This is a genomic window from Clostridium sp. CF012, from assembly GCF_018861755.1.
Lineage (GTDB): Bacteria > Bacillota > Clostridia > Clostridiales > Clostridiaceae > Clostridium_AD.
In genome coordinates, this window is the sequence record NZ_JAHLEF010000054.1 from 1 (window position 1) to 19,787 (window position 19,787).

Genomic DNA, 19,787 nt, shown 5'->3' on the forward strand with positions numbered 1-19,787 from the left:
AACAATTATACCAAAAAGAGGGGGTCATTGTTTTTTTGTTATAAAAACAGTTTAAACCCTTGCTAAAGCAGGGATTTATATAAATAAAACAAAGATAGTGTTAACACTATCCACATTTCCATCGAAGTCCAAATATGATTGAAGCCGTTGACGAATGGCCGGCGCTATAATCATATCAAGTGCTTTATCCTTTTTTACCCAACATGATTCTGAGTTTTCATCTGAAGTGCATAGCTTACCATCTACATAAGTACAAATAAAGTCCATCATTACCTTTGTAGGAACTTCTTTAACTCCATTATATCCTTTATGGATTGCTGTGCTTGACGAAATTGCAAAGAGTTTTTTTACTATGACATTAATTCAGCTCTCCTCTTTTATTTCTCTAATAACTGCATCAATAAGGTTTTCTCCAACTTCAACCTGTCCACCAGGAAACACCCATCCTCCGTGATATGTTTTAACTAACAAAATCTCTCCTTTGTCATTTTCCACTACACCTGCTGCCGTAACAATATGTGTTGGCATTATCATTTACTTCACTCCTCGAATATGGGTGGAATTTATTATTCTTTATTACCAATATTATAATTTGTACTTATTAAAAGTTAGGGCCTCGAAATATAGCCCCAACATTACCATGTCCTATAACGTTTCCTGCTCAAACTTGAGCATTTTGTTATATGTAGTTTTAGCTACTACACTTTGAATAATGGCTCTAAAGCCTCTTCAGTTCCCATTTTTCAAGTTAATTATAATACTACTCCTGGCTCTTCAACACTTGCGGAGCCTATGCTACACAATTCCTTCAGCACTTCCGCAAAAAGCTCGCATAATTCTTTAAGTCTATCAATATCCTTTATAACACCAGTCACCTGGAAGTATAGCTCATCTACTCCTTCAGGAAAATGTGCATTGAAGAATCCCTCATCATCTTTTATTTCAAGATTAATTTTGGGCTGCTCTTGTATTAAATCCCTGATGCTTTTATTTGAAAACAACTGCTTTACCTTTTCTTCACTATTGCTTTTTATAACGAAATCCTCATCAAACTCTTCATAACCGATGTTTATGTCTTCCATGCCCAGCATCTTACCAAGCCCGCTGAAAATTCCAGTTCTATATATTTTGAAATAGAAATTATTAAGATTTACAAAAGGTGCTCTCATCCTTGTATATGTTATTGATGATTTTCCTGTGGATACAGTATAGGTATCTAATACAACAACCCAATTATCTATGGGGGCTTCTACTCTGTCTCCCGACCAAAAGCCCTTATTTACGTAATCAGCCTGAATTTCATCAGCCAGTTGCTGCCAAATTTCTTTTTTGCTTGGTCCAAATAATCCCATAAAATTTCCCCCTCTTAACATTTAAATCATTTACGAATAAACATTTATGTGTTATTAATATATTTACAATATGATTATATTACAAGTTAGGTATGTGTCATATTTTCACTTTGTGCTGCATTACTTTACTGCTAGACATACTAGCTTATATTTAACTAGTAAACCTCTATTTATCTCATGTTTTTTAGAGTTATATATGATTATCCTGATAAAACCTGTTGGTGGACAATATCTAACAATTGCTTCTGAAGAAAATAAATTAAACCATCTGAATGATTGCTCTGTTTAACAAAAATCAATATAACGTTGCTTGTTGCCGACGTTCCTGAGCCTTAGCGCGACGCGCTTGGTGAAGGAATGTGCCTTGGCGATGGTTTTAAGATTATCTTTATTTTAAAAATACATTTAAGTGCATAACATGTCCACTTTCAAAGTACTTTCTAAGCCAAGGCGAACGGCAACATTTTGTTAGCTGAAGGTTTAAGTCTTTTACTATCTATAGTTGTAAAGTTATCCCCTAAAATTCATTTCTATATATTTTACAATAAAGAAGGTTGCAAACTAATTATCCATTTTATAGTTCGTAATATTTGTAATAATATTATTTAAGGAAACCAAGGGTCCAATAACCTTAAACTTTTCCATATCATTATTCATATTATTAATATATATAGGTATACTTTCATATTCGCAATCAGGATGAATATTCTTCACGTCTAACGCAATTTGCTTCATATCTGTATAGTTCTTGTCAAGATATTTTTTAACAATAGATTTATTATTAACAATATATTGCAAAACTATAGTTCTTGCAGTCCTAGAAACAGATATATATTTTTTATTATCTAAGCTTAAAAGAAAACATTGGGACTTCGTTTGAATTTTTTTTACTCCACATTTCAGAAAGAATTCAGTAAACACTTTTCTATCTACTTCAATGTCTACGGAGTCATCAGGAACAATAATTATTGCATTTCTTATATTTAATTTTTTAATCAGACTTGTCATATCTTTGATATAGGTTTTATCTTCATCAAAGAAATGATAATAGAAGGGTACATTTGGTATAACTGACGCAAAATCAATTATAGTTTCTGAATTTTCACCTTCCTTTTTTATAATTAAGTTTTTATGAGCGACTATTATATAAAATCTAGCTGTTCTAAACATATCTCTAAATCACCTTTCTTACGTTCTTCATTGTATTAATATTTCTCTTTAACTTACATTAACTTGCTTATTAAGCTTTATTCATATAGTATAAATAATCATTACCTCGCAATATATTCAAATTATTCAAAAACTAAATGCGTAGCCAAAACTTCAATAGACTTAAAATTTCAGATAACTATTGTTACCCCGACATAAATGTCGGGGGTATTCCTAAAATATAGATGAATTCCCGACATTGGTGTCGTTTATTACAACTCTAGCTGAATTTATCACCACCCTTATTTTATTACCTCTTCTGCAGTTTATCTAATGGACTTTGTATTTTACTTATGCTTTTTTTTGTAACATGGGTATAAACTTCTGTAGTTTTAGAACTTGAATGCCCAAGTAACTCCTGTATATACCTTAAGTCTACTCCACATTCAAGTAAATGAGTTGCAAAAGAGTGCCTCAAGGTATGTACAGTCGCGTTTGTTGTTATCTTTGCAGCAATACATGCATTTTTGAATATTCGCTGTACTGTTCTTTCCGTAATATATTCCTTACTATTCTGACCTGGAAAAAGCCAGGTTTCAGGCTTATATAACTTATAATATCTTCTAAGTTGTTCTAGTGCAATTTCTGATAAAATGGTATAACGATCCTTTTTACCTTTTCCTTGCACTACATGAATAAGCATCCTTTGGCTGTCAATATCTTGAGCTTTAAGCTTTATGACTTCTCCGACTCTTAATCCCGCTGAATATGTCAAAAATAGGATTGCTTTATGCTTTTCATTCTTTAGTGCACCTAATATTTTTGCTACATCTTCAAAGCTTAAAACATTTGGTAATTTGTTTTCTTTCTTTGGCCTAGGCATTGCTTCTATAATCTTGTTTTGTCTTAGTACTTCATTGCACAAAAATCTTATAGCACTTATTGCTTGATTTACATAGGAATGTGATACATTTCGCTCTTCAAGGAGAAATAAGGAATACTGTCTTACATCTTGATTTGTTATTTCATCCAAATTTATATTTATGAAACTTGAAAATCTTTTTATATGTGACATATAGGATTTTTTTGTTTTAAAACTATAACCTTTAAGCTTTATTTCCTCCTCCGTAAGTTTATATAATTCTTTATTCCGTGAATTATTTTCAATATCAATATTTTTTTGCTCGTTTTTAAATAATTCTTTGAGAATTAAGAAATTTTCTTCTGTAAATGGTATAGTCCAGATTTTATCATTTGCATTCCATTTATGACCTTTTATACTTTTTACTTTAGATATTCGTTCTTGTGAATAATCAAATGATACAGCTAATTCATTTTCACGTTTTGATATATTTATAGTCATGGTAATACCTTCTTTCTATATTATAAGAACGCATGTTCTTGTAATGTTTATTACCATAATCTACGTATATTATACCATTTTTCTCATTTAATGTGTATTAATTAACATTAACTCATCCAGCATTTATTTAATATGTAATTATCAAGTAATGCATTGGCAATTTTCCTTCTGAAGTCGTTAATGTTGCAGCATCGCAGATGATGATTGAACTCATAATTATATAAAAAAAATACCGTCCACCCAAGATGAACGGCGTATTGGCTTCTATTTCTTTTCAATAACAATATGTTCAGTTTCATTTTTGTTTTTATCCATTTGCAAAATCATATTTTTAAAATTCTCAGCTACTTCCTCTTTTTCTATTAATAGTTTATTAACCCTATCATTAAAACTTTCTTGTAACTCCTGTATTTTTAATTGTTGTTCCTCTTTTAATTTTAAAATTTCTTTGTCCATTTGGAAACTTGTTCTTTCCCTCTGTATTTCAATATCTTGATTGGCTTTAATTTCAAGTTCACCTATTTTACTTTTGTTTATTTGTTTTAACTCATCTATCTGTTTTATTAATCTATCTTCTTCATCATTTTTATTTGATAATTCATTCTTCAATTGCATATTCTCCTTTGTTGATTTATCCTGCTCTGTTTTAAGTTTTACAATTTCATCTCTGTATTTAATATATTTTTCATTGGTTTCCGTTAGTTTTAATATTTTTTCCTCCTGCATATTATTAAGGGTTTTTAAACTCTTAATACTTTCTTGTAGATCTTTACTTATATGCTTTGCATCAGATAGGTCTTTTTCCAAAGAGTTTATTTTTTTATTCTCTTCTTTTAACAATGTAATCTCTTCTTTTAGTTTTTGAACCTCATTATTCTTATCTATTAGCTCATTTCTATGAATATTTTTTACTTCTAAGGCTTTAATATTATTTCTTTCTACTATATTTATGTATATATCCGCCATTCTACTGGTTATTGCTTGTAACTCCTTTATATCTTCAGACATATTACTATCTACTTCTCTTGCTCTATTTAATTCATAGTATTTAACTACTTGCTCCATGAGTTCCTTATTGTTTATGCCTTCACTCTGGGCCAATTCATTAAACTTTTGTTTTAATTCATCGCTTATTCTTACGCTTAATATTGCATCCATTTGCTATTACCTCTCTCTGTCCAGTATTTTCAATGATTAATTCAATCTTTTTGTAACTAAATGCCATTTATATTTAAATTTATCTACCGTCTGCTAAAAATGATTCTATAAACAGTATAATTGCTAAAATACTTGGGTTCAATAATTTTTAATGATTTATTTTTAGCTGCAATTAAAATCTCTTAGTATATTTCGGATTATATATCAATGTAAACACTAGTATACCTATGTATACAATATATTTGACTTGTATACATAATGTTTACTTTATAAGTATACCATAAAGCTTTAAAAAATACATATAAAATTAGTAAAAAAGCGTGATTTAAGGCAAAAACAAAACCATTCAATATAACTTTTATTATATTGAATGGTTATTTTGAAGTTTATGATTAAAATTTATAAGTTTTAGCAATTAAATAATATATTAATCAATGAGGACGCAACAAAAATAGGTATCCTGCTAAAAGAAAATTCACGTTCAAAAAGAGGAATCGACTTATAATAGATGCATCTGAATAGTAAAACATAATAGTCTTTTGATATAACTGGACAGAAAATAAAATATCCTCCGCTAAGATAAATGTTATGAACGTGATTTTTATGTCTAATATTTCTAATATGGTTCATCAATCATTTAGGTACAAGAACATTTTCAAACTCCGAATGCTTTAAACTTTTAAACAGTTTTTGCATATCAATTATTAGTAATGCCGATTTCATAACCCCCAAATTATTTTTTTATTGATATATTAAGAAAATGAGGACTCATAGCCATAATATTCTCATCTTCCTCAACCATTCTTGCCATATCTAATATTGTTTTCTTGCTATCTTCACTCTTCCAAACTGTATCTAATGTAGGAACTATCCAAGTTGGTCCCTCAACTGCTAAGGTTTTTTCAACTATAAAACCAGCATTTCTAATTTCGTCTTCAAACTCTTTTGGTAGATGAAAGTAAGACCTGGCAATAAAAGAAGGATATATATCTGGTCTAATATGATGACCTTCTTTTATCTCTCCCCTAATCATATTTACGAATTCTACTTCATCCAATATTTTATTTTCTGACCCATATACCGAAATTGCCCATAACATTGAACCATATCTTGTTATTCCTGCACACACAAGTAGTCCATCTTTTTTTAACACTCGCTTAGCCTCATTAAGTGCTTTTAGTCTATCTTCTATATTTATTAAATGATACATAGGTCCCATTAACAAAACTATATCTGCACTTTCATCTGATCTATCTATGTTACGTGCATCTCCCACTTCAAGGCTATATATTGGACAATCTGTTGAAGAATTAATATTTTTAGCACATTCCACAGCATTTGGTGATAACTCTATTAAATGCACTTCATGCCCTAACTCCGCTAGCCATCTAGAGTATATTCCTACTCCACCGCCAACATCATAAATAGTAGTTCTATTTTTAGGTAAATATCTTAAAATAATTTCCTTAGTTCTCTCAAATTCTATTTTACCAATGCCTCTTTCTAGTCTACCTATTTCTGCACCATTATTATAATACTCCAATGCTTCTTTATTTATCAAATTCATACGTGACACCTTCCTCTCAATTGATTGTTAATATATGAAATTAAATAAAAAAACTCTCACCCCCAAGATTTTATAATCTTAGGGACGAGAGCAATATTCGCGGTGCCACCCTAGTTCGTTAAAATGTTACCATCTTAACCTCTTCAAGTACGGTATTATTTATACTTATACTTTAGTTCTATAACGTGAACATACGTCACTTCCTCCCCTTTAGAAAGATTCGGAGTGAAGCTCAAAGGCTTGTTTCACTAAATAATTCTTTGCCCCATTTCAGCTACGGTGGCTCTCTTTAAAAGAATTTATTTACTTACTCTTCTCATCATCGCAATTGCTTATATTGTTTTTTTTTGTATTATTTTACATTATAGTTCATTTTAAATTTAAAATCAATAGAAAGATTTAAAAAAGTATAAATACAATACATATTGATTTAAGCAACATTTTTGATTTTTTTAAGTTCCTCAGTTTTAGAAATTTCTTCAAATCTACCTCTTTGTACAATTTCCCCACTATTCATTAGAATTACTTCATCGGATTTATTTAAATCTTTTGATAATCTATGAGTAACCATAATAATGGTTTTTCCTTCCATGTTAAGAAGAGTATAATCCCTTTATAATATAAATAACTTGCGCTTATGTATAAAATTTGCGTTTTAAAGCCAGTATTTTAAATTCAAAACAGAATTTGTTGTATTATGTTTACGCATTCTTGACATTTTTAAAATGTAAATAAAAACAACAAATTGAGATTATAATATTAATCTACATATATATATTTATAGCTAACCATTTAGTACCATGATATTGCTAGACGCATCTATGAATAATAAAATAACTACTTGAGTTTCAAAAATATAATTTCCTCATCATCCTCAGCTTCAGCTAAAAATCCAAATTTTTAAATGTAATCAATTTATAATCCACCTAGAGATACAAAACATGCACCAAAAAGTAATAATACTAAAGTCAACGGTATAACTGTGGCAAGAAGTATTTTGCCCGCTATCGGGTGTGTTCGCCGTATAAATCTAACTGACAAAAATGTTGCACAGGATATTAAAATAAACATAACAATAGAAATTATTCCTGCTTTACCAATATAGAGTGCTGCGATCATTGCTATAATAAGTGTGAAAGATAAACCTATACCTAAAAATATATCTCCCCAAGGACTTTTTTTAGGCGGCTTATTAAAATTATCCTGTTTACTTACATTGTTAGTAAGTTTTTGATTTTCGGGATTTTCATTACTCATATTCCTACGCATCCTTTCTCATAAATATAGATTTTATATATTTTCTATTTATAAACAGTAATCCTACTATACAAAGTATCTGAAAGTCTGTTAAACCAATAAAAGACACTTTCTCAACTCGTATAAATTCTAATAAAAATCTGAAGCTAAGATACCCATTTAGAAAAATAGAATAAAGTTGTCCTGGTCTTACACCTTTTCTTTTTCTTATAGATAAATAAATTACCATAGCAATATCAAATATTATTTCATATATTTGAGTAGGATGCCTTAATATATGATCACCAAAATCAACTCCCCATGCTAGGTGTGTTTCTTTTCCATAACAACAACCTCTGAGTATACAACCTACTCTTCCAATTGCCATGGCTACTGCAATTGGTATAGCCAATTGATTGCCCATTCGCTCCTTTATATTAAATATTCGCTTTGCTATTAATATGCTAATACTACCACCAATTAGTCCACTCACTATCGTTCTACCTTGCAGCACAGCATTTAGTGAATTTGTATTAGAATTAATTTCATTCCAGTACATAAATAAAAGAGGCAATTTTGCACCTACTGTTCCTCCTACTATACCAAACAAGGCGATATAAAAAGCATTTGAACTTTTAATCCCATCTTTTTTAAGTTGCCACACATATATGGAAATTCCTGCGAGTAATGCTAAAAATAACATTGCAGGATAGGCTTCAATGGGGAAATCTCCTATTTTAAAAAGCACAGGCTTTATCCCCCAGGATTCATTTGGAGAAGGTGTTATTTTAAAAGGTAGAGATTTAAAAAGTCCAGTTTGGCTAAACATTAATTCACTCCCATTCCTATTTGAGCTTACACTGCTTTACTTTTTTAGAAGCCCTGCAACACTGGCCATTTGGATTATTAAGACAACCATAAAGTTTCATAGAGCCACAAAATCCAAAGGATGCTGATGTCTTTAAAACGGCTAATACCCCCGTTAATATCCAGCCAGTTAAAGGATGGATAAAATAAAGAAATAAAAGTGCTATTCCAGACATTGTTGCTCCTACTATATGAGCAAAACAAACTGCCTTTTCATCTAAAATTTCGCTCTTAGATGGAAATATCTTATCAATTGTATAAGTATAAAGAAAAACTAAAGGAGCATTTTTAACTTTTAAAATTGCTGATAGTAAGAGCATTGAAAATCCTACTGCAACTAATAACTTATTATGAAATATCAATGCTAACCAAAATATTGAGGCCACTGTATATTTACAGAAATTAAATGCTCCACGGGACACTACAACCGGTCTACACTCTTTCATATAATCATCCCTTTCTCTTAATTATCTTCGGGAAAAACATACCAGTTCTTTTTTTATATTCATTGTATTCAGAGAAAGCCTGGATTAATAAGGTTTCTTCTTGCTTTGCCCTATAATACATAAAAGGTATAAATATAAATGTAACTACGAGAAAACATAATATATTTCTATATACTACACAGGCACCATAAAACATTAGCATAATGGAACCATATAGTGGATGTCTAACTATTTTATACATTCCCTTTTGAACTAAGGTATGTTCATCATATATTTTTATATGATTAGCCCAATTACTGCCCAAATTAATCCTGCCCCAGATATTTATAATACAACCACTAACAATGGCTATTGCTCCTAGTATAATAACAATATGCTTTAAGATATTATAATATATTGGAACTGTACCTATTTTAGTCATAAGGATTAAATAAAAAGCAAATAAAAATAATGTCATCGTACCTGTTTCAACGAAAGACTTCTTTTCTTTTTTTATATGATCATCTCTTGTATATAGTGTAAAATCTATAAGTATTGAAACAAATAAGCCTAATACGCTTGTACATATAATTAGCTGAATTATAAATGCGAACATATCTGGGATTTTAAACTGTAACATTATGTGCACCCATTCCTATGAAGAATGTTATATGCTGAAAATGGTATTTTTCGTAGATCTTTCGTTACCACATGAACACATTCCTTTTGCATTGATCTGGCATCAAAATTGTAAGCGTCTACAAAGGAACTTACACTTACTCTAAATGTGTTTTCATCTACATATTCCATCTTCTTTTCTTTCGATTTCATGAAAAAGTTTAGCGGGACAATTTGTCTAAAGTCTTTTAAAAATTTAAAGCAGTCGCAAGAGGTTTTCATATCTGTTATGCTTCCACCTGCATTTTTTAATGCATCTTCAATAGTAAATACAAAAGTATTATTAATAAGGTGAAGATATTCCTGTATCTTTACATTTCTCGTTATTGGAATAAACCCTCCCTTTGATGTTTTGTACATATAGGTGATAGCGACTCTTTCCGAGTCGCAGGGAAGTGGGATGAAATCATCCATTTTAAGCATTCCAGTGGATTGCGCCTCCATTCGCTTTAATATTCCAGAAAGTGTAATTCTATTGTTCCTATCAATACCCTGAACCCTACCAAAAAAAGCCGCTGGTTGAAAATTAATACCGCGTACATAGGATGTGTTAATACCAAACGCAAATATTTCTCCTACTTCGTCATCATTCACTCCAGTAGTAATTGTAGAAACCAAAGTTGTAGGTATCTTATATTTTGATAGGTTTGCTAAAGCTTTTTTCTTAAGAGATAATAGATTTTTACCTCTTAAAATATTGTAAGTACTTTCTTTGAACCCATCAAATTGAAGATAAACTTCAAAGCCTCCTACGAACTGCTGCAACTGAAGGGCAAAATCTTCATCTTCTGCTATTCTTATTCCATTTGTATTTAACATTACATACTTAAAGTTTTTAGTTTTAGCTAACTTTATAATTTCTATAATATCTGGATGAATAGTTGGCTCTCCACCACTTATCTGTAATATTTCACCTTGTCCATATTCAGAGTCTATAAAAAAGTCCATCATTTTTTCTATTTGATCTATTGACAAAAACTCCCCCTCACCTGCATCAGCAAAACATAGAGGGCACTTCAGATTACACCTTGTAGTTACTTCTATTAATCCAATGCAGCCGTGTTGATCATGTTGTGGACACGTTCCAGATGTACCACAATCAAAGGGGCACCCCTTTTGTACTTTTGAATAAACCTTCATTGGTGTTCCAGGTTTATCATACTGCTTTTTCTTTAAATGATAATCAGCCACTTCCTCGAGTAACTCCATTTGTTCTCCATGAGTAGGACAATATTTTAGTAAATAAACCTTTTTATCTTTTAAAATAACCTTTGCGGGAATTATCTGAAGGCATTCTGGACATAAACTATTTGTATATTCATGAAAAATATAGTCTCTGTTCATTAAACTACCCCTCTCCTTTTATATAATTAACATAACTTACGTGTTAAAAAAATTTAGAATTGCTATAATATTCGATTTATTTTAATTATACACAAGATTAATTTATATATCAAATATTAAACATAATTACATATTATTTGATATATTGATTTTCTAATCCTTGAATTTTAAGATGTATATAGGTGAATAATTATTCATTTATTCAAGTTTATGGATTTGTTTATAAATTTAGCATATAATTATTATTGGAAACATTTTAGAAGTTTTGCAATATTAATGTACTATTTTAGGGGAAATGTATTTCTAAAATGTGTAATGTAATTAATAATGGTTTAGTACAATAAAAGAAATATTGGAGGGATAATTTAATGAAAGTTTCAATGTCTAGTTTTTTAGTAAGTCAGAAGCCTATTTTGAAAAAAATAGTAGGAATTCTTTCTGAAAACTATAAATATGTATCAATTTTAGGCACAGATACTAAGGGGAAAATTTATAACGTACAAAAAACTGGTATAGATTTAAGTGACTCACACTGGTGTGAACGTGGTTTTGTTATAAGGGTTCATAACGGTGTAAACTATTCTGAGTTTTCTTTTAACGAAATCAATGAAAATAACTTAAATACTATATTGGATGAAGTACACTTAAAAATGGCCAAAACTCTTGAAAGCCTAACAAATGCCTCAATAACTATAAATGCTTATGAATTAATAGAGGAATCTTTAATCAAGGAGCAGTTTTTAGGTGAAGTCACTACTCTTCCCTCAAGTTTAACATCAAAAGAAAAAATAGAGAAAATGTGTTCTATTAAAGATTCCGCCTTAAGTTACTCAGATTTACTTGTAGATTTTAGAGTAGCATATCATGAAGTTCATGTGTCAAAGATATTTATTTCTAATAATAAGGAACTAGAACAATCTTATATATGGAGCGAAGGATATTTGGTAAGCATAGTCCGTAGAGATGAGAATACTAAATACGCCCATACATCTTTTTCTGGTTTAAAGGCAGTAGAATTGCTTGATGAAATGAAAAGCAACATAGAAAAAGTAGTAGATACAAGCATAAAACTTTTAGATGCGAGAAGCGTAATACCAGGTGAATATGAAGTAATATGTTCTCCTGAAATATCAGGGCTAATTGCCCATGAAGCTTTTGGCCATGGAGTAGAAATGGACATGTTCGTTAAAAAAAGAGCAAAAGCTTTGGAATATCTAGGTAAAAGCGTGGCATCAGAATTAGTTACAATGCATGACGGTGCTGCAGCTGCAATTAATATGTCTTCTTATTTGTTTGATGATGAAGGAGTTCTAGGAACAGATACTATTGTTATAGAAAAAGGTCAACTTAAAACCGGAATTTCTGATATATTATCGGCTCTTAAGCTAGGAACTAAACCTACTGGTAATGGTAAAAGAGAATCTTTTGAAAGAAAAGCTTATGCAAGAATGACTAATACCTTCTTTACTGCGGGAAATGATACCTTAGAAGATATGATAGCTTCCATTAAATTTGGTTACCTTTTAGATGGAACTATGAGTGGTATGGAAGATCCTAAGAACTGGGGAATCCAATGCATGATACTTAAAGGCCTGGAAATTAAAGATGGAAGATTAACTGGTGAAATAGTCTCCCCTGTAATTATGACAGGATATGTTCCAGATGTTTTAAAATCCATATCTATGCTATCAGAAACTGTGGAACTTTCTGGTTCTGGTGCTTGTGGCAAAGGTTATAAGGAATGGGTTAAGGTTTCAGATGGTGGCCCATATATAAAAGCAAAAGTGAGGTTAGGATAATGATAGAAAGAATAAAAAAACTAATTGCTGAATCTGTAAAATTGAATAGTTTAGAAAAAGATAGTATTAAAATGGATGGTTTTAAAATAATAGAAAATAAAATAACTGCAAGTGAACTTTTCTTTGTAAAAAAAGGATTAGATATGTATAGATCTAAAGATGTTCATAATTTTAATATAACAGTTTATAAAAATTTCAAGGAAGAAGATGTAATGTATACAGGCTCATCTTCCGCTATTATTCATCCTACTATGAACGATGAAGAGATACTTCAGGTTATTGAAGAAGTTTCCTTAGCAGCAAGTTTTATAAAAAACAAATATTATCCTTTAGCTGAACCTTCTAATAACGTCCATCAGGAAATAATAAGCAATTTTTCCGAGAAACCACTTAATGAATGGCTTCCTACATTAACTGATGCAATCTACAATTCAGACATTTGTGATAAAGGAGGTATAAATTCTTCTGAGATCTTCCTTAATAAAGTTTATACACGTATTGTAATTTCTACCGGAATAGATGTATCTTTCACCACATACAAGGGGGAAGTGGAGTTTATAACTAATTGGAAGGAAGACACAGAAGAAATTGAACTTTATAAGCACCTAGATTTTTCAGAGATGGATTATGATTTGATAGATGAAAAAGTAAAAGAGATGCTTATTATTAGCAAAGAAAAAGCCATTGCATCCCCTACTCCGGCACTTGGGAATTACAACATATTACTTAATGGAACCCCAGTAATTGAACTATTAAATTATTACGTGTCACAAGCTTCTGCTAAAACTGTGTACAATGCAATGTCTACTGCAAAACTTGGTGAGAACATTCAAGGTGAGGATGCAGCTGGTGATTTAATAACTCTCACTTTAGATCCTTTTATGAAAAACTCAACCAACTCTTCTCCTTACGATTCTAATGGTTTTCCTGTGAATTCTGTTAAGATATTTAGTAGTGGTGTTTTAAATAGATATCATGGAGATTTGCGTCATTGCCATTATTTAAATATAGACCCTACAGGGAATATATCAAACTTTATTATTGAAGGTGGAAAACATTCAATAGCAGATTTAAAAGTGGATCCATACCTAGAAATAATAGCTTTTTCTGATTTCCAAATGGATAATTTAACAGGAGATTTTGCTGGAGAGATTAGGCTAGGTTGGTTTTTTGATGGTACAAACACTATTCCAGTTACAGGTGGTTCTGTGTCAGGTAATATTAAAAAACTGCAAAAGCAAATGTATTTATCAAAAGAAATGCAAAAGGATAATAACTTTATAGGACCTAAAATTGTTAAACTATTAAATGTAAGTGTAGCTGGAATAGAATAAAACTTTGCTTTTTATGAACATTCACAGTAGCTTTATCATAGAATTTAATAATAGTAATTTTATGGAGCGTATTATGGAATTTTTAAAAACAAACCAGTATTCTAGAATAGATGCTGTTAATTATGCAAGGACCTATGCATTGCATCCAAACCCGAACTTTAGGTACTTTCCTCTTATTAATAATGAGACTAGTGGGGATTGTGCAAACTTTATATCTCAGTGCCTACTAGCTGGTGGAGCACCTATGATTTATAATGGCTCACATCCTTGGTGGTACAACAAAGCTAATACCTTAAGTACAAAGGATGACACCTGGTCTGTGACCTGGACTGTAGCACACTCTCTTTATTGGACATTAAAGGTTAATCAACAATCTAACGCGACTGGAATTAAGGGTCTTGAAGTATATGATACTAGTCTACTTGAATTAGGCGATTTGATATTTTTCGAAGGTAACGATGGAAATATATTTCACTCAGCCATTATTACCTCTTTTAGATATGGTCAGCCTTTAGTTTCTCATCATTCCTTTGAGGCTCTAGATATATATTATAAAAACTCTTGGCCAGCTAATAAATTACATTTTTTTAAGATAAGCTTATAAAGATTATAATTTTATTCTTTAGATACATGAAAAAATAACAAGTCAAAATGCCAGTATAATGACTTGTTATTTTTTTATGTAAATTTCAAATTAACGTTATAAATTAGAAATTATAACGTTAAATATATTTGTTTTAAACGTTGTATTTTAACTTGATATTACTTATAATAGTAGTATATCATAAATTTGGAGGTGCATTATTTGACTAATAAAACTACAATAGCAGATATAGCGTCTGCTTTAGATGTCTCAGCAATATCTGTAAGCAGAGCACTAGCAGGGAAAATTGGAGTTGGAGAAGAATTAAGAGAAAAAATCACTGTTAAAGCAAAAGAAATGGGATATGTAAAGTCTACAAACAAAAATACTTATAAAATTTTGGTGCTACATCAAAGGCCTCTTATACATGACAATAGTAATTTTTCATATATGATACAGGGGATACAGCGTGCTCTTCAAAATATGAATATATCCTACCATACAGAATTTGTTGATAAGAATAATCAAGATAAGATGCAACCTCCATTAAAATTATTAAAAGAGAATAATTTTAATGGTCTAATTTTTATTGGAAAATTTGATGATAATTATGTAGCTTTTCTAAAAAATAAAATTAAAAATTACATTTTTTATACAGGATATTCACCTTCCTGCGATGTTGACAGTGTTTGGTTTAATTTCAATAATGGAGGATATAAGCAATGTGAGTATTTAATAAAAAAAGGGCATGTGGATATTGGTTTTTTAGGAAGGCGCAGTATTTTGTTTAGGAATAAAGAAAAGGTGCTTGGAATAACCTCTGCTCTTGAAGATTATGAAATACCTTTTAGAAGTGAGTTATTTACTTATATTGAAGAAAATTTCGAGGAAAATTTTGAAATATCAGTTATGAATTTGATTAGGATGAAAAATAAGCCTTCAGCAATTATTTGTCAAGGTGACTATATAGCTGTGAAATTAATTAATCTACTTTATAAAAAGGGAATTAAAGTACCGGAAGACATATCTATCATTAGTAGTGGTAATACTGAAATGTCCTCTTTAACGTTACCTGCTCTTACAACTTTAGATTTAAATATTGAATATTCCTGTGAAATAGCGGTGGAGCTCCTTTTAAAAAGAATTAATAACCCAGATAAACCATATGAAAGCATAACTATTAATAGTACTTTAATTTCAAGGGAATCTGTCAAAAGCTTAACCAAATTTCGTAACCCCAGGTAATGACTATTTAAAATTTGTAAAGGAGCGAATTAAATGGGAAAGAACATAATAGTAGGGTTTATTAAAAAGCATAAAATATCATATATTATTGGCATTCTATTTATGTTTTTAACATCTTATATTCAATCGTTTTTCCCTAGAGTTCTAGGCGATACCATTGATATACTGGGAAAGTCTAATTTTACTTTTAATCTTGTAAAAATCAAGATAGCATACATACTTTTAATTACTATAGGTACATTTATAAGTACTTATGCATGGCGGAATCTAATTGTAGTAAATGCTAGAAATCTTGAATGTCATCTTAGGGAAAAACTTTATAATCACTTTCAAAAACTATCTCCAGAATTTTATAATAAAAGGAAAACTGGAGATTTAATCGCCTACGCTATAAATGATGTTTCTGCTGTAAGAATGACTTTGGGGCCAGCAACAGCCATGATAATAAATGGCATTGCTATCTGTAGTGTTTCTATATATTCCATGTCCAAAATTATGGATCTTAAATTCACTTTGATGATACTAATTCCAATTCCCTTTATTATTTTTTTCATGATAAAAATAGGAAGGCTTGTTCAAAAGCGATTTAGAGTTGTTCAGGAGAATTTCGCCTCTATCTCTGGTCGAGTTCAAGAAAACATATATGGAATTAGAGTAATAAAATCCTATGTTCAGGAAGAAGCTGAGGCTCAAAAGTTTGAAATATTAAGTGCTACAATGATGGATTCTAACATTAATATGGTAAAAGTATCCTCCTCCCTCTCCCCTTTAATTGAGATTTCCTTTAGTATAAGCTTTGTTATGAATCTTATTATAGGCGGGAATATGGTATTAAATGGAGGGATAACCCTTGGAGATTTTATCGCCTTTAATGGTTATTTGACCATGATTATGAGGCCTATAGTTTCACTCGGAAAAGTTATAAACATAGTTCAAAGAGGTATTGCTTCTATAAAAAGATTGGATACAATACTTAATGTGAACCCTAAAATTCAAGATGGAGCAAAAATGATAAGTAGTACTATTGAGGGTGAAATAGAATTCAAAAACCTGAGTTTTTCTTATAGTGATTCTGACAAAACAGCTTTGGAAAATATTAGTCTTAAAATACCTAAGGGGTATACTATTGGAATCACGGGCAAAACTGGTTCAGGAAAAACTACCCTAGTAAGTTTATTATTAAAGCTTTATATGTCCTCACCAAAAGAAATATTTATTGACTCTGTGGACATAAATGACTATTATCTAGAAACACTTAGAAGTAGCATTGGCTATGTACCGCAAGATAATTTCTTATTTTCTGCATCCATTAAAGAAAATATAAAATTTTTCAAGGATATATACACCGATGAGGAAGTTGAAACAGCTGCTCGAATAAGTTCCATATATGATAGTATTATGGATTCCCCTAATGGATTTAATACTGTACTTGGAGAACGTGGGGTCAACCTATCTGGAGGCGAAAAGCAACGTATTTCTATAGCCAGGGCTATTATCCGAGACCCAGCCATTCTGATTTTAGATGATTCCCTTTCAGCCGTGGACACTATTACTGAATCTAACTTACTTAAAAACATAAAAAAACTAAGACTTGGTAAGACCACAATAATTGTTGCTCATAGAATTTCTACGATAGAACATGCTGATTTTATTATAGTCTTAGATGAAGGTAGGATATGCGAAAATGGAACTCATGATGAACTTATAAAGAAAGGAGGACTATATTGTGAAACCTACAAGTCCCAACACGAAAACCAGAAAAAAAAATCAAAGTGTGAAGCTTCATAAAATAAATAGTATTAAAAGACTTTTAGCATTAACAAAACCATATCTTAATAAGATAATTCTAGCTGCACTATGTGTAATGCTTGTAAATGCCGCAGAACTTTTAAAACCCTATATATTAAAACTTGTCATTGATGATTTTTTAATAAAGAAAGTATCGCAAAATGGTATTTATTCTATAACATCTATGGGAATATTATATTTTGCTGTTGTAGCAATTGGTGGACTATCCTCTTTTACCCAAGTGAATTTAATAAATAGTGCTGGTCAGGAAATTATGAGAAATTTGAGAAGAAGAGTATTTAGGACAATCCAATTTCTTCCACTATCATATCTTGATAAAACTTCCTCTGGAAGACTCATAACTAGGGCCACAAATGATGTGGAAGCACTAAGTGAGATGTATACTGATGTAATCATTAGTTTGTTTAAAGATGTCTTCTTACTTATAGGAATAGTATATGCTATGCTTGCACTCGATGTAAAATTAGCTTTTATTTCATTTTCTGTAGTTCCTATGATGTTTTTCATTGTTTTTCTTTTGAAAAATAAGATAAAGAATAATTTTTCAAAAATGAAAAGCTTAATTGGCAGAATTAATGGATTTATGGCTGAGAACATTTCAGGAATGAAAATCATACAAATATTCGCAGGCGAAAAAGAAAAAAACAATGAGTTTCTAAAATTAAATGGGGAATATTTAAAGAGTACATTATTTCAGGTTAGGATGAACAGTATATTAAGACCAGCAGCGGATGTTTTCCAGAACCTTGCAGTAGCAATAATATTATGGTATTCCATGAGCAAAATTGCAAACCATACTATAGAGATAGGTGTACTATTCGCTTTTACAACCTATATAAAACAATTTTTTAATCCCATTTCCGATCTTGCGGATAACTATACTACAATTCAATCCGCTTTGGTTTCTGCAGAACGAATTTTTGAACTTCTAGATGAGGAAGATTCTCTAGAAGATTTAGATGATGGCAGGAGCATCGAAGAATTACAGGGGAATATAGAATTTAAGAATGTATGGTTTTCCTATAATAATTCAGAGTGGATATTAAAGAATGTATGTTTTAAAGTTAAAAAGGGAGAGACTGTTGCCTTTATAGGAGAAACTGGAGCAGGAAAAACTACAATAATAAGCCTCATAAGTGGATTTTATAAAATTCAAAAGGGTGAGATTCTAATAGATGGAATTAATATTAATGAACTAAAAAAGAAGGACTTAAGAAAAGGTATATCAGTCGTTCTTCAAGATGTATTTTTATTTTCAGGAGATGTAAAATCTAATGTTATACTAAATGATAATATAAGTGATAAGACCTTGATCAAGTCCCTTAAAACTACCTGTGCTTTAGACTTTGTAAATGGGCTGCCAAGGGGAATCCACTCAGTTGTTATGGAAAGAGGAGCCACTTTTTCAGCAGGTCAGAAACAACTACTATCTTTTTCTAGGGCTCTTGCTCATTCACCATCTATATTTATATTAGATGAAGCTACGGCAAATATAGATACACATACTGAAAAGCTAATACAAAAGGTAATTGAAGAAATGGCTCAAGATAGAACCACACTTATTATTGCCCATAGATTATCAACCATACGAAATGCAGATAAAATAGTGGTGCTTAAACATGGAGAAATTATAGAAGTAGGAAATCACGATGAACTTATGCGACGTGGTGGGTATTATAAAGATATGATCCAAGGTGATACACAGGTTGCAAACTAATATAAAAACGGTATGAAAAATGCTTTACTTTATCATTTTTCATACCGTTTGGGAATGTAGCTAGATTTGTGTAAACAAATCTAGCTACATTATTTTTTTTGTATTAACTAATGGTATTTGTGGAAATAATATCTAATAATTAAGTGAGGAGGAATAGTTAT

At 30.6% G+C, this 19,787-nt stretch carries 19 protein-coding genes and 1 other annotated feature; of the genes, 6 read left to right on the top strand and 13 right to left on the bottom strand.

Annotated elements, in window-relative coordinates:
• Nucleotides 1-75: 75 nt before the first annotated feature.
• The 13 genes from KPL50_RS25025 to KPL50_RS25085 form a co-directional block, all read right to left on the bottom strand.
• Nucleotides 76-270 (bottom strand): hypothetical protein, encoded by a 195-nt coding sequence (locus KPL50_RS25025; RefSeq protein WP_216301216.1) that lies wholly within the window; start codon nt 268-270, stop codon nt 76-78.
• A gap of 93 nt (nt 271-363) precedes the next feature.
• Nucleotides 364-534 (bottom strand): NUDIX domain-containing protein, encoded by a 171-nt coding sequence (locus KPL50_RS25030; RefSeq protein WP_216301217.1) that lies wholly within the window; start codon nt 532-534, stop codon nt 364-366.
• A 218-nt stretch (nt 535-752) separates the two neighbouring features.
• Nucleotides 753-1,352: a DUF3137 domain-containing protein gene (locus tag KPL50_RS25035; RefSeq protein WP_216301218.1), complete on the bottom strand. Its 600-nt coding sequence runs from the start codon at nt 1,350-1,352 to the stop codon at nt 753-755.
• Between the two features lie 561 nt (nt 1,353-1,913).
• Nucleotides 1,914-2,522, bottom strand: coding sequence for a hypothetical protein (locus KPL50_RS25040; protein ID WP_216301219.1), 609 nt, complete (start codon nt 2,520-2,522; stop codon nt 1,914-1,916).
• A gap of 289 nt (nt 2,523-2,811) precedes the next feature.
• Entirely contained in the window at nt 2,812-3,864 is a 1,053-nt protein-coding gene (locus KPL50_RS25045) for a site-specific integrase (protein ID WP_216301220.1), read from the bottom strand.
• A 264-nt stretch (nt 3,865-4,128) separates the two neighbouring features.
• Nucleotides 4,129-5,022, bottom strand: coding sequence for a hypothetical protein (locus KPL50_RS25050; protein ID WP_216301221.1), 894 nt, complete (start codon nt 5,020-5,022; stop codon nt 4,129-4,131).
• Nucleotides 5,023-5,755: 733 nt separating this feature from the next.
• On the bottom strand, nt 5,756-6,589 hold the full coding sequence (locus KPL50_RS25055; RefSeq protein ID WP_216301222.1) for a bifunctional 2-polyprenyl-6-hydroxyphenol methylase/3-demethylubiquinol 3-O-methyltransferase UbiG: 834 nt from the start codon (nt 6,587-6,589) through the stop codon (nt 5,756-5,758).
• A gap of 77 nt (nt 6,590-6,666) precedes the next feature.
• Nucleotides 6,667-6,921 (bottom strand) — a binding site (T-box leader).
• 98 nt (nt 6,922-7,019) lie between these two features.
• Entirely contained in the window at nt 7,020-7,181 is a 162-nt protein-coding gene (locus KPL50_RS25060) for a hypothetical protein (protein ID WP_216301223.1), read from the bottom strand.
• A gap of 323 nt (nt 7,182-7,504) precedes the next feature.
• Nucleotides 7,505-7,846, bottom strand: coding sequence for a hypothetical protein (locus tag KPL50_RS25065; RefSeq protein ID WP_216301224.1), 342 nt, complete (start codon nt 7,844-7,846; stop codon nt 7,505-7,507).
• A 4-nt stretch (nt 7,847-7,850) separates the two neighbouring features.
• Nucleotides 7,851-8,654 carry a prolipoprotein diacylglyceryl transferase gene (locus KPL50_RS25070; RefSeq protein ID WP_216301225.1) on the bottom strand — a complete coding sequence of 268 codons (804 nt, stop codon included), beginning with the start codon at nt 8,652-8,654 and terminating at the stop codon, nt 7,851-7,853.
• A 16-nt stretch (nt 8,655-8,670) separates the two neighbouring features.
• A complete protein-coding gene (locus KPL50_RS25075) occupies nt 8,671-9,138 on the bottom strand; it encodes a DUF4395 family protein (protein WP_216301226.1) in 468 nt (155 codons plus the stop codon).
• A 4-nt stretch (nt 9,139-9,142) separates the two neighbouring features.
• Nucleotides 9,143-9,757: an isoprenylcysteine carboxylmethyltransferase family protein gene (locus tag KPL50_RS25080; protein WP_216301227.1), complete on the bottom strand. Its 615-nt coding sequence runs from the start codon at nt 9,755-9,757 to the stop codon at nt 9,143-9,145.
• Entirely contained in the window at nt 9,757-11,139 is a 1,383-nt protein-coding gene (locus tag KPL50_RS25085; RefSeq protein WP_216301228.1) for a radical SAM protein, read from the bottom strand. The genes KPL50_RS25080 and KPL50_RS25085 overlap by 1 nt, the downstream gene beginning before the upstream one ends.
• A gap of 368 nt (nt 11,140-11,507) precedes the next feature.
• Between KPL50_RS25085 and KPL50_RS25090 the strand changes: the two genes are divergently transcribed.
• From KPL50_RS25090 to KPL50_RS25115, 6 genes are all read left to right on the top strand, one after another.
• A complete protein-coding gene (locus KPL50_RS25090; RefSeq protein ID WP_216301229.1) occupies nt 11,508-12,938 on the top strand; it encodes a TldD/PmbA family protein in 1,431 nt (476 codons plus the stop codon).
• The gene (locus tag KPL50_RS25095) at nt 12,938-14,272 is read left to right on the top strand and encodes a metallopeptidase TldD-related protein (RefSeq protein WP_216301230.1); all 1,335 of its coding nucleotides are present in this window, start codon (nt 12,938-12,940) and stop codon (nt 14,270-14,272) included. Before KPL50_RS25090 ends, KPL50_RS25095 begins: the two co-directional genes overlap by 1 nt.
• 73 nt (nt 14,273-14,345) lie before the next feature.
• Complete coding sequence (locus KPL50_RS25100) at nt 14,346-14,876, top strand: amidase domain-containing protein (protein ID WP_375372961.1); 531 nt, start codon at nt 14,346-14,348, stop codon at nt 14,874-14,876.
• Between the two features lie 201 nt (nt 14,877-15,077).
• Nucleotides 15,078-16,100, top strand: coding sequence for a LacI family DNA-binding transcriptional regulator (locus KPL50_RS25105; RefSeq protein WP_216301231.1), 1,023 nt, complete (start codon nt 15,078-15,080; stop codon nt 16,098-16,100).
• Nucleotides 16,101-16,133: 33 nt separating this feature from the next.
• Nucleotides 16,134-17,888, top strand: a complete 1,755-nt coding sequence (locus KPL50_RS25110; RefSeq protein ID WP_216301232.1) for an ABC transporter ATP-binding protein — start codon at nt 16,134-16,136, stop codon at nt 17,886-17,888.
• Complete coding sequence (locus tag KPL50_RS25115) at nt 17,827-19,626, top strand: ABC transporter ATP-binding protein (protein WP_216301233.1); 1,800 nt, start codon at nt 17,827-17,829, stop codon at nt 19,624-19,626. The genes KPL50_RS25110 and KPL50_RS25115 overlap by 62 nt, the downstream gene beginning before the upstream one ends.
• Nucleotides 19,627-19,787 lie beyond the last annotated feature (161 nt).

What these genes read in the sequence shown, in the direction of transcription:
- KPL50_RS25045 (WP_216301220.1), bottom strand. Translation starts at nt 3,864, where the DNA reads ATGACTATAAATATATCAAAACGTGAAAATGAATTAGCTGTATCATTT.
- KPL50_RS25060 (WP_216301223.1), bottom strand. Translation starts at nt 7,181, where the DNA reads ATGGAAGGAAAAACCATTATTATGGTTACTCATAGATTATCAAAAGAT.
- KPL50_RS25055 (WP_216301222.1), bottom strand. Translation starts at nt 6,589, where the DNA reads ATGAATTTGATAAATAAAGAAGCATTGGAGTATTATAATAATGGTGCA.
- KPL50_RS25095 (WP_216301230.1), top strand. Translation starts at nt 12,938, where the DNA reads ATGATAGAAAGAATAAAAAAACTAATTGCTGAATCTGTAAAATTGAAT.
- KPL50_RS25080 (WP_216301227.1), bottom strand. Translation starts at nt 9,757, where the DNA reads ATGTTACAGTTTAAAATCCCAGATATGTTCGCATTTATAATTCAGCTA.
- KPL50_RS25065 (WP_216301224.1), bottom strand. Translation starts at nt 7,846, where the DNA reads ATGAGTAATGAAAATCCCGAAAATCAAAAACTTACTAACAATGTAAGT.
- KPL50_RS25100 (WP_375372961.1), top strand. Translation starts at nt 14,346, where the DNA reads ATGGAATTTTTAAAAACAAACCAGTATTCTAGAATAGATGCTGTTAAT.
- KPL50_RS25035 (WP_216301218.1), bottom strand. Translation starts at nt 1,352, where the DNA reads ATGGGATTATTTGGACCAAGCAAAAAAGAAATTTGGCAGCAACTGGCT.
- KPL50_RS25025 (WP_216301216.1), bottom strand. Translation starts at nt 270, where the DNA reads ATGATGGACTTTATTTGTACTTATGTAGATGGTAAGCTATGCACTTCA.
- KPL50_RS25085 (WP_216301228.1), bottom strand. Translation starts at nt 11,139, where the DNA reads ATGAACAGAGACTATATTTTTCATGAATATACAAATAGTTTATGTCCA.
- KPL50_RS25070 (WP_216301225.1), bottom strand. Translation starts at nt 8,654, where the DNA reads ATGTTTAGCCAAACTGGACTTTTTAAATCTCTACCTTTTAAAATAACA.
- KPL50_RS25050 (WP_216301221.1), bottom strand. Translation starts at nt 5,022, where the DNA reads ATGGATGCAATATTAAGCGTAAGAATAAGCGATGAATTAAAACAAAAG.
- KPL50_RS25090 (WP_216301229.1), top strand. Translation starts at nt 11,508, where the DNA reads ATGAAAGTTTCAATGTCTAGTTTTTTAGTAAGTCAGAAGCCTATTTTG.
- KPL50_RS25110 (WP_216301232.1), top strand. Translation starts at nt 16,134, where the DNA reads ATGGGAAAGAACATAATAGTAGGGTTTATTAAAAAGCATAAAATATCA.
- KPL50_RS25040 (WP_216301219.1), bottom strand. Translation starts at nt 2,522, where the DNA reads ATGTTTAGAACAGCTAGATTTTATATAATAGTCGCTCATAAAAACTTA.
- KPL50_RS25030 (WP_216301217.1), bottom strand. Translation starts at nt 534, where the DNA reads ATGATAATGCCAACACATATTGTTACGGCAGCAGGTGTAGTGGAAAAT.
- KPL50_RS25075 (WP_216301226.1), bottom strand. Translation starts at nt 9,138, where the DNA reads ATGAAAGAGTGTAGACCGGTTGTAGTGTCCCGTGGAGCATTTAATTTC.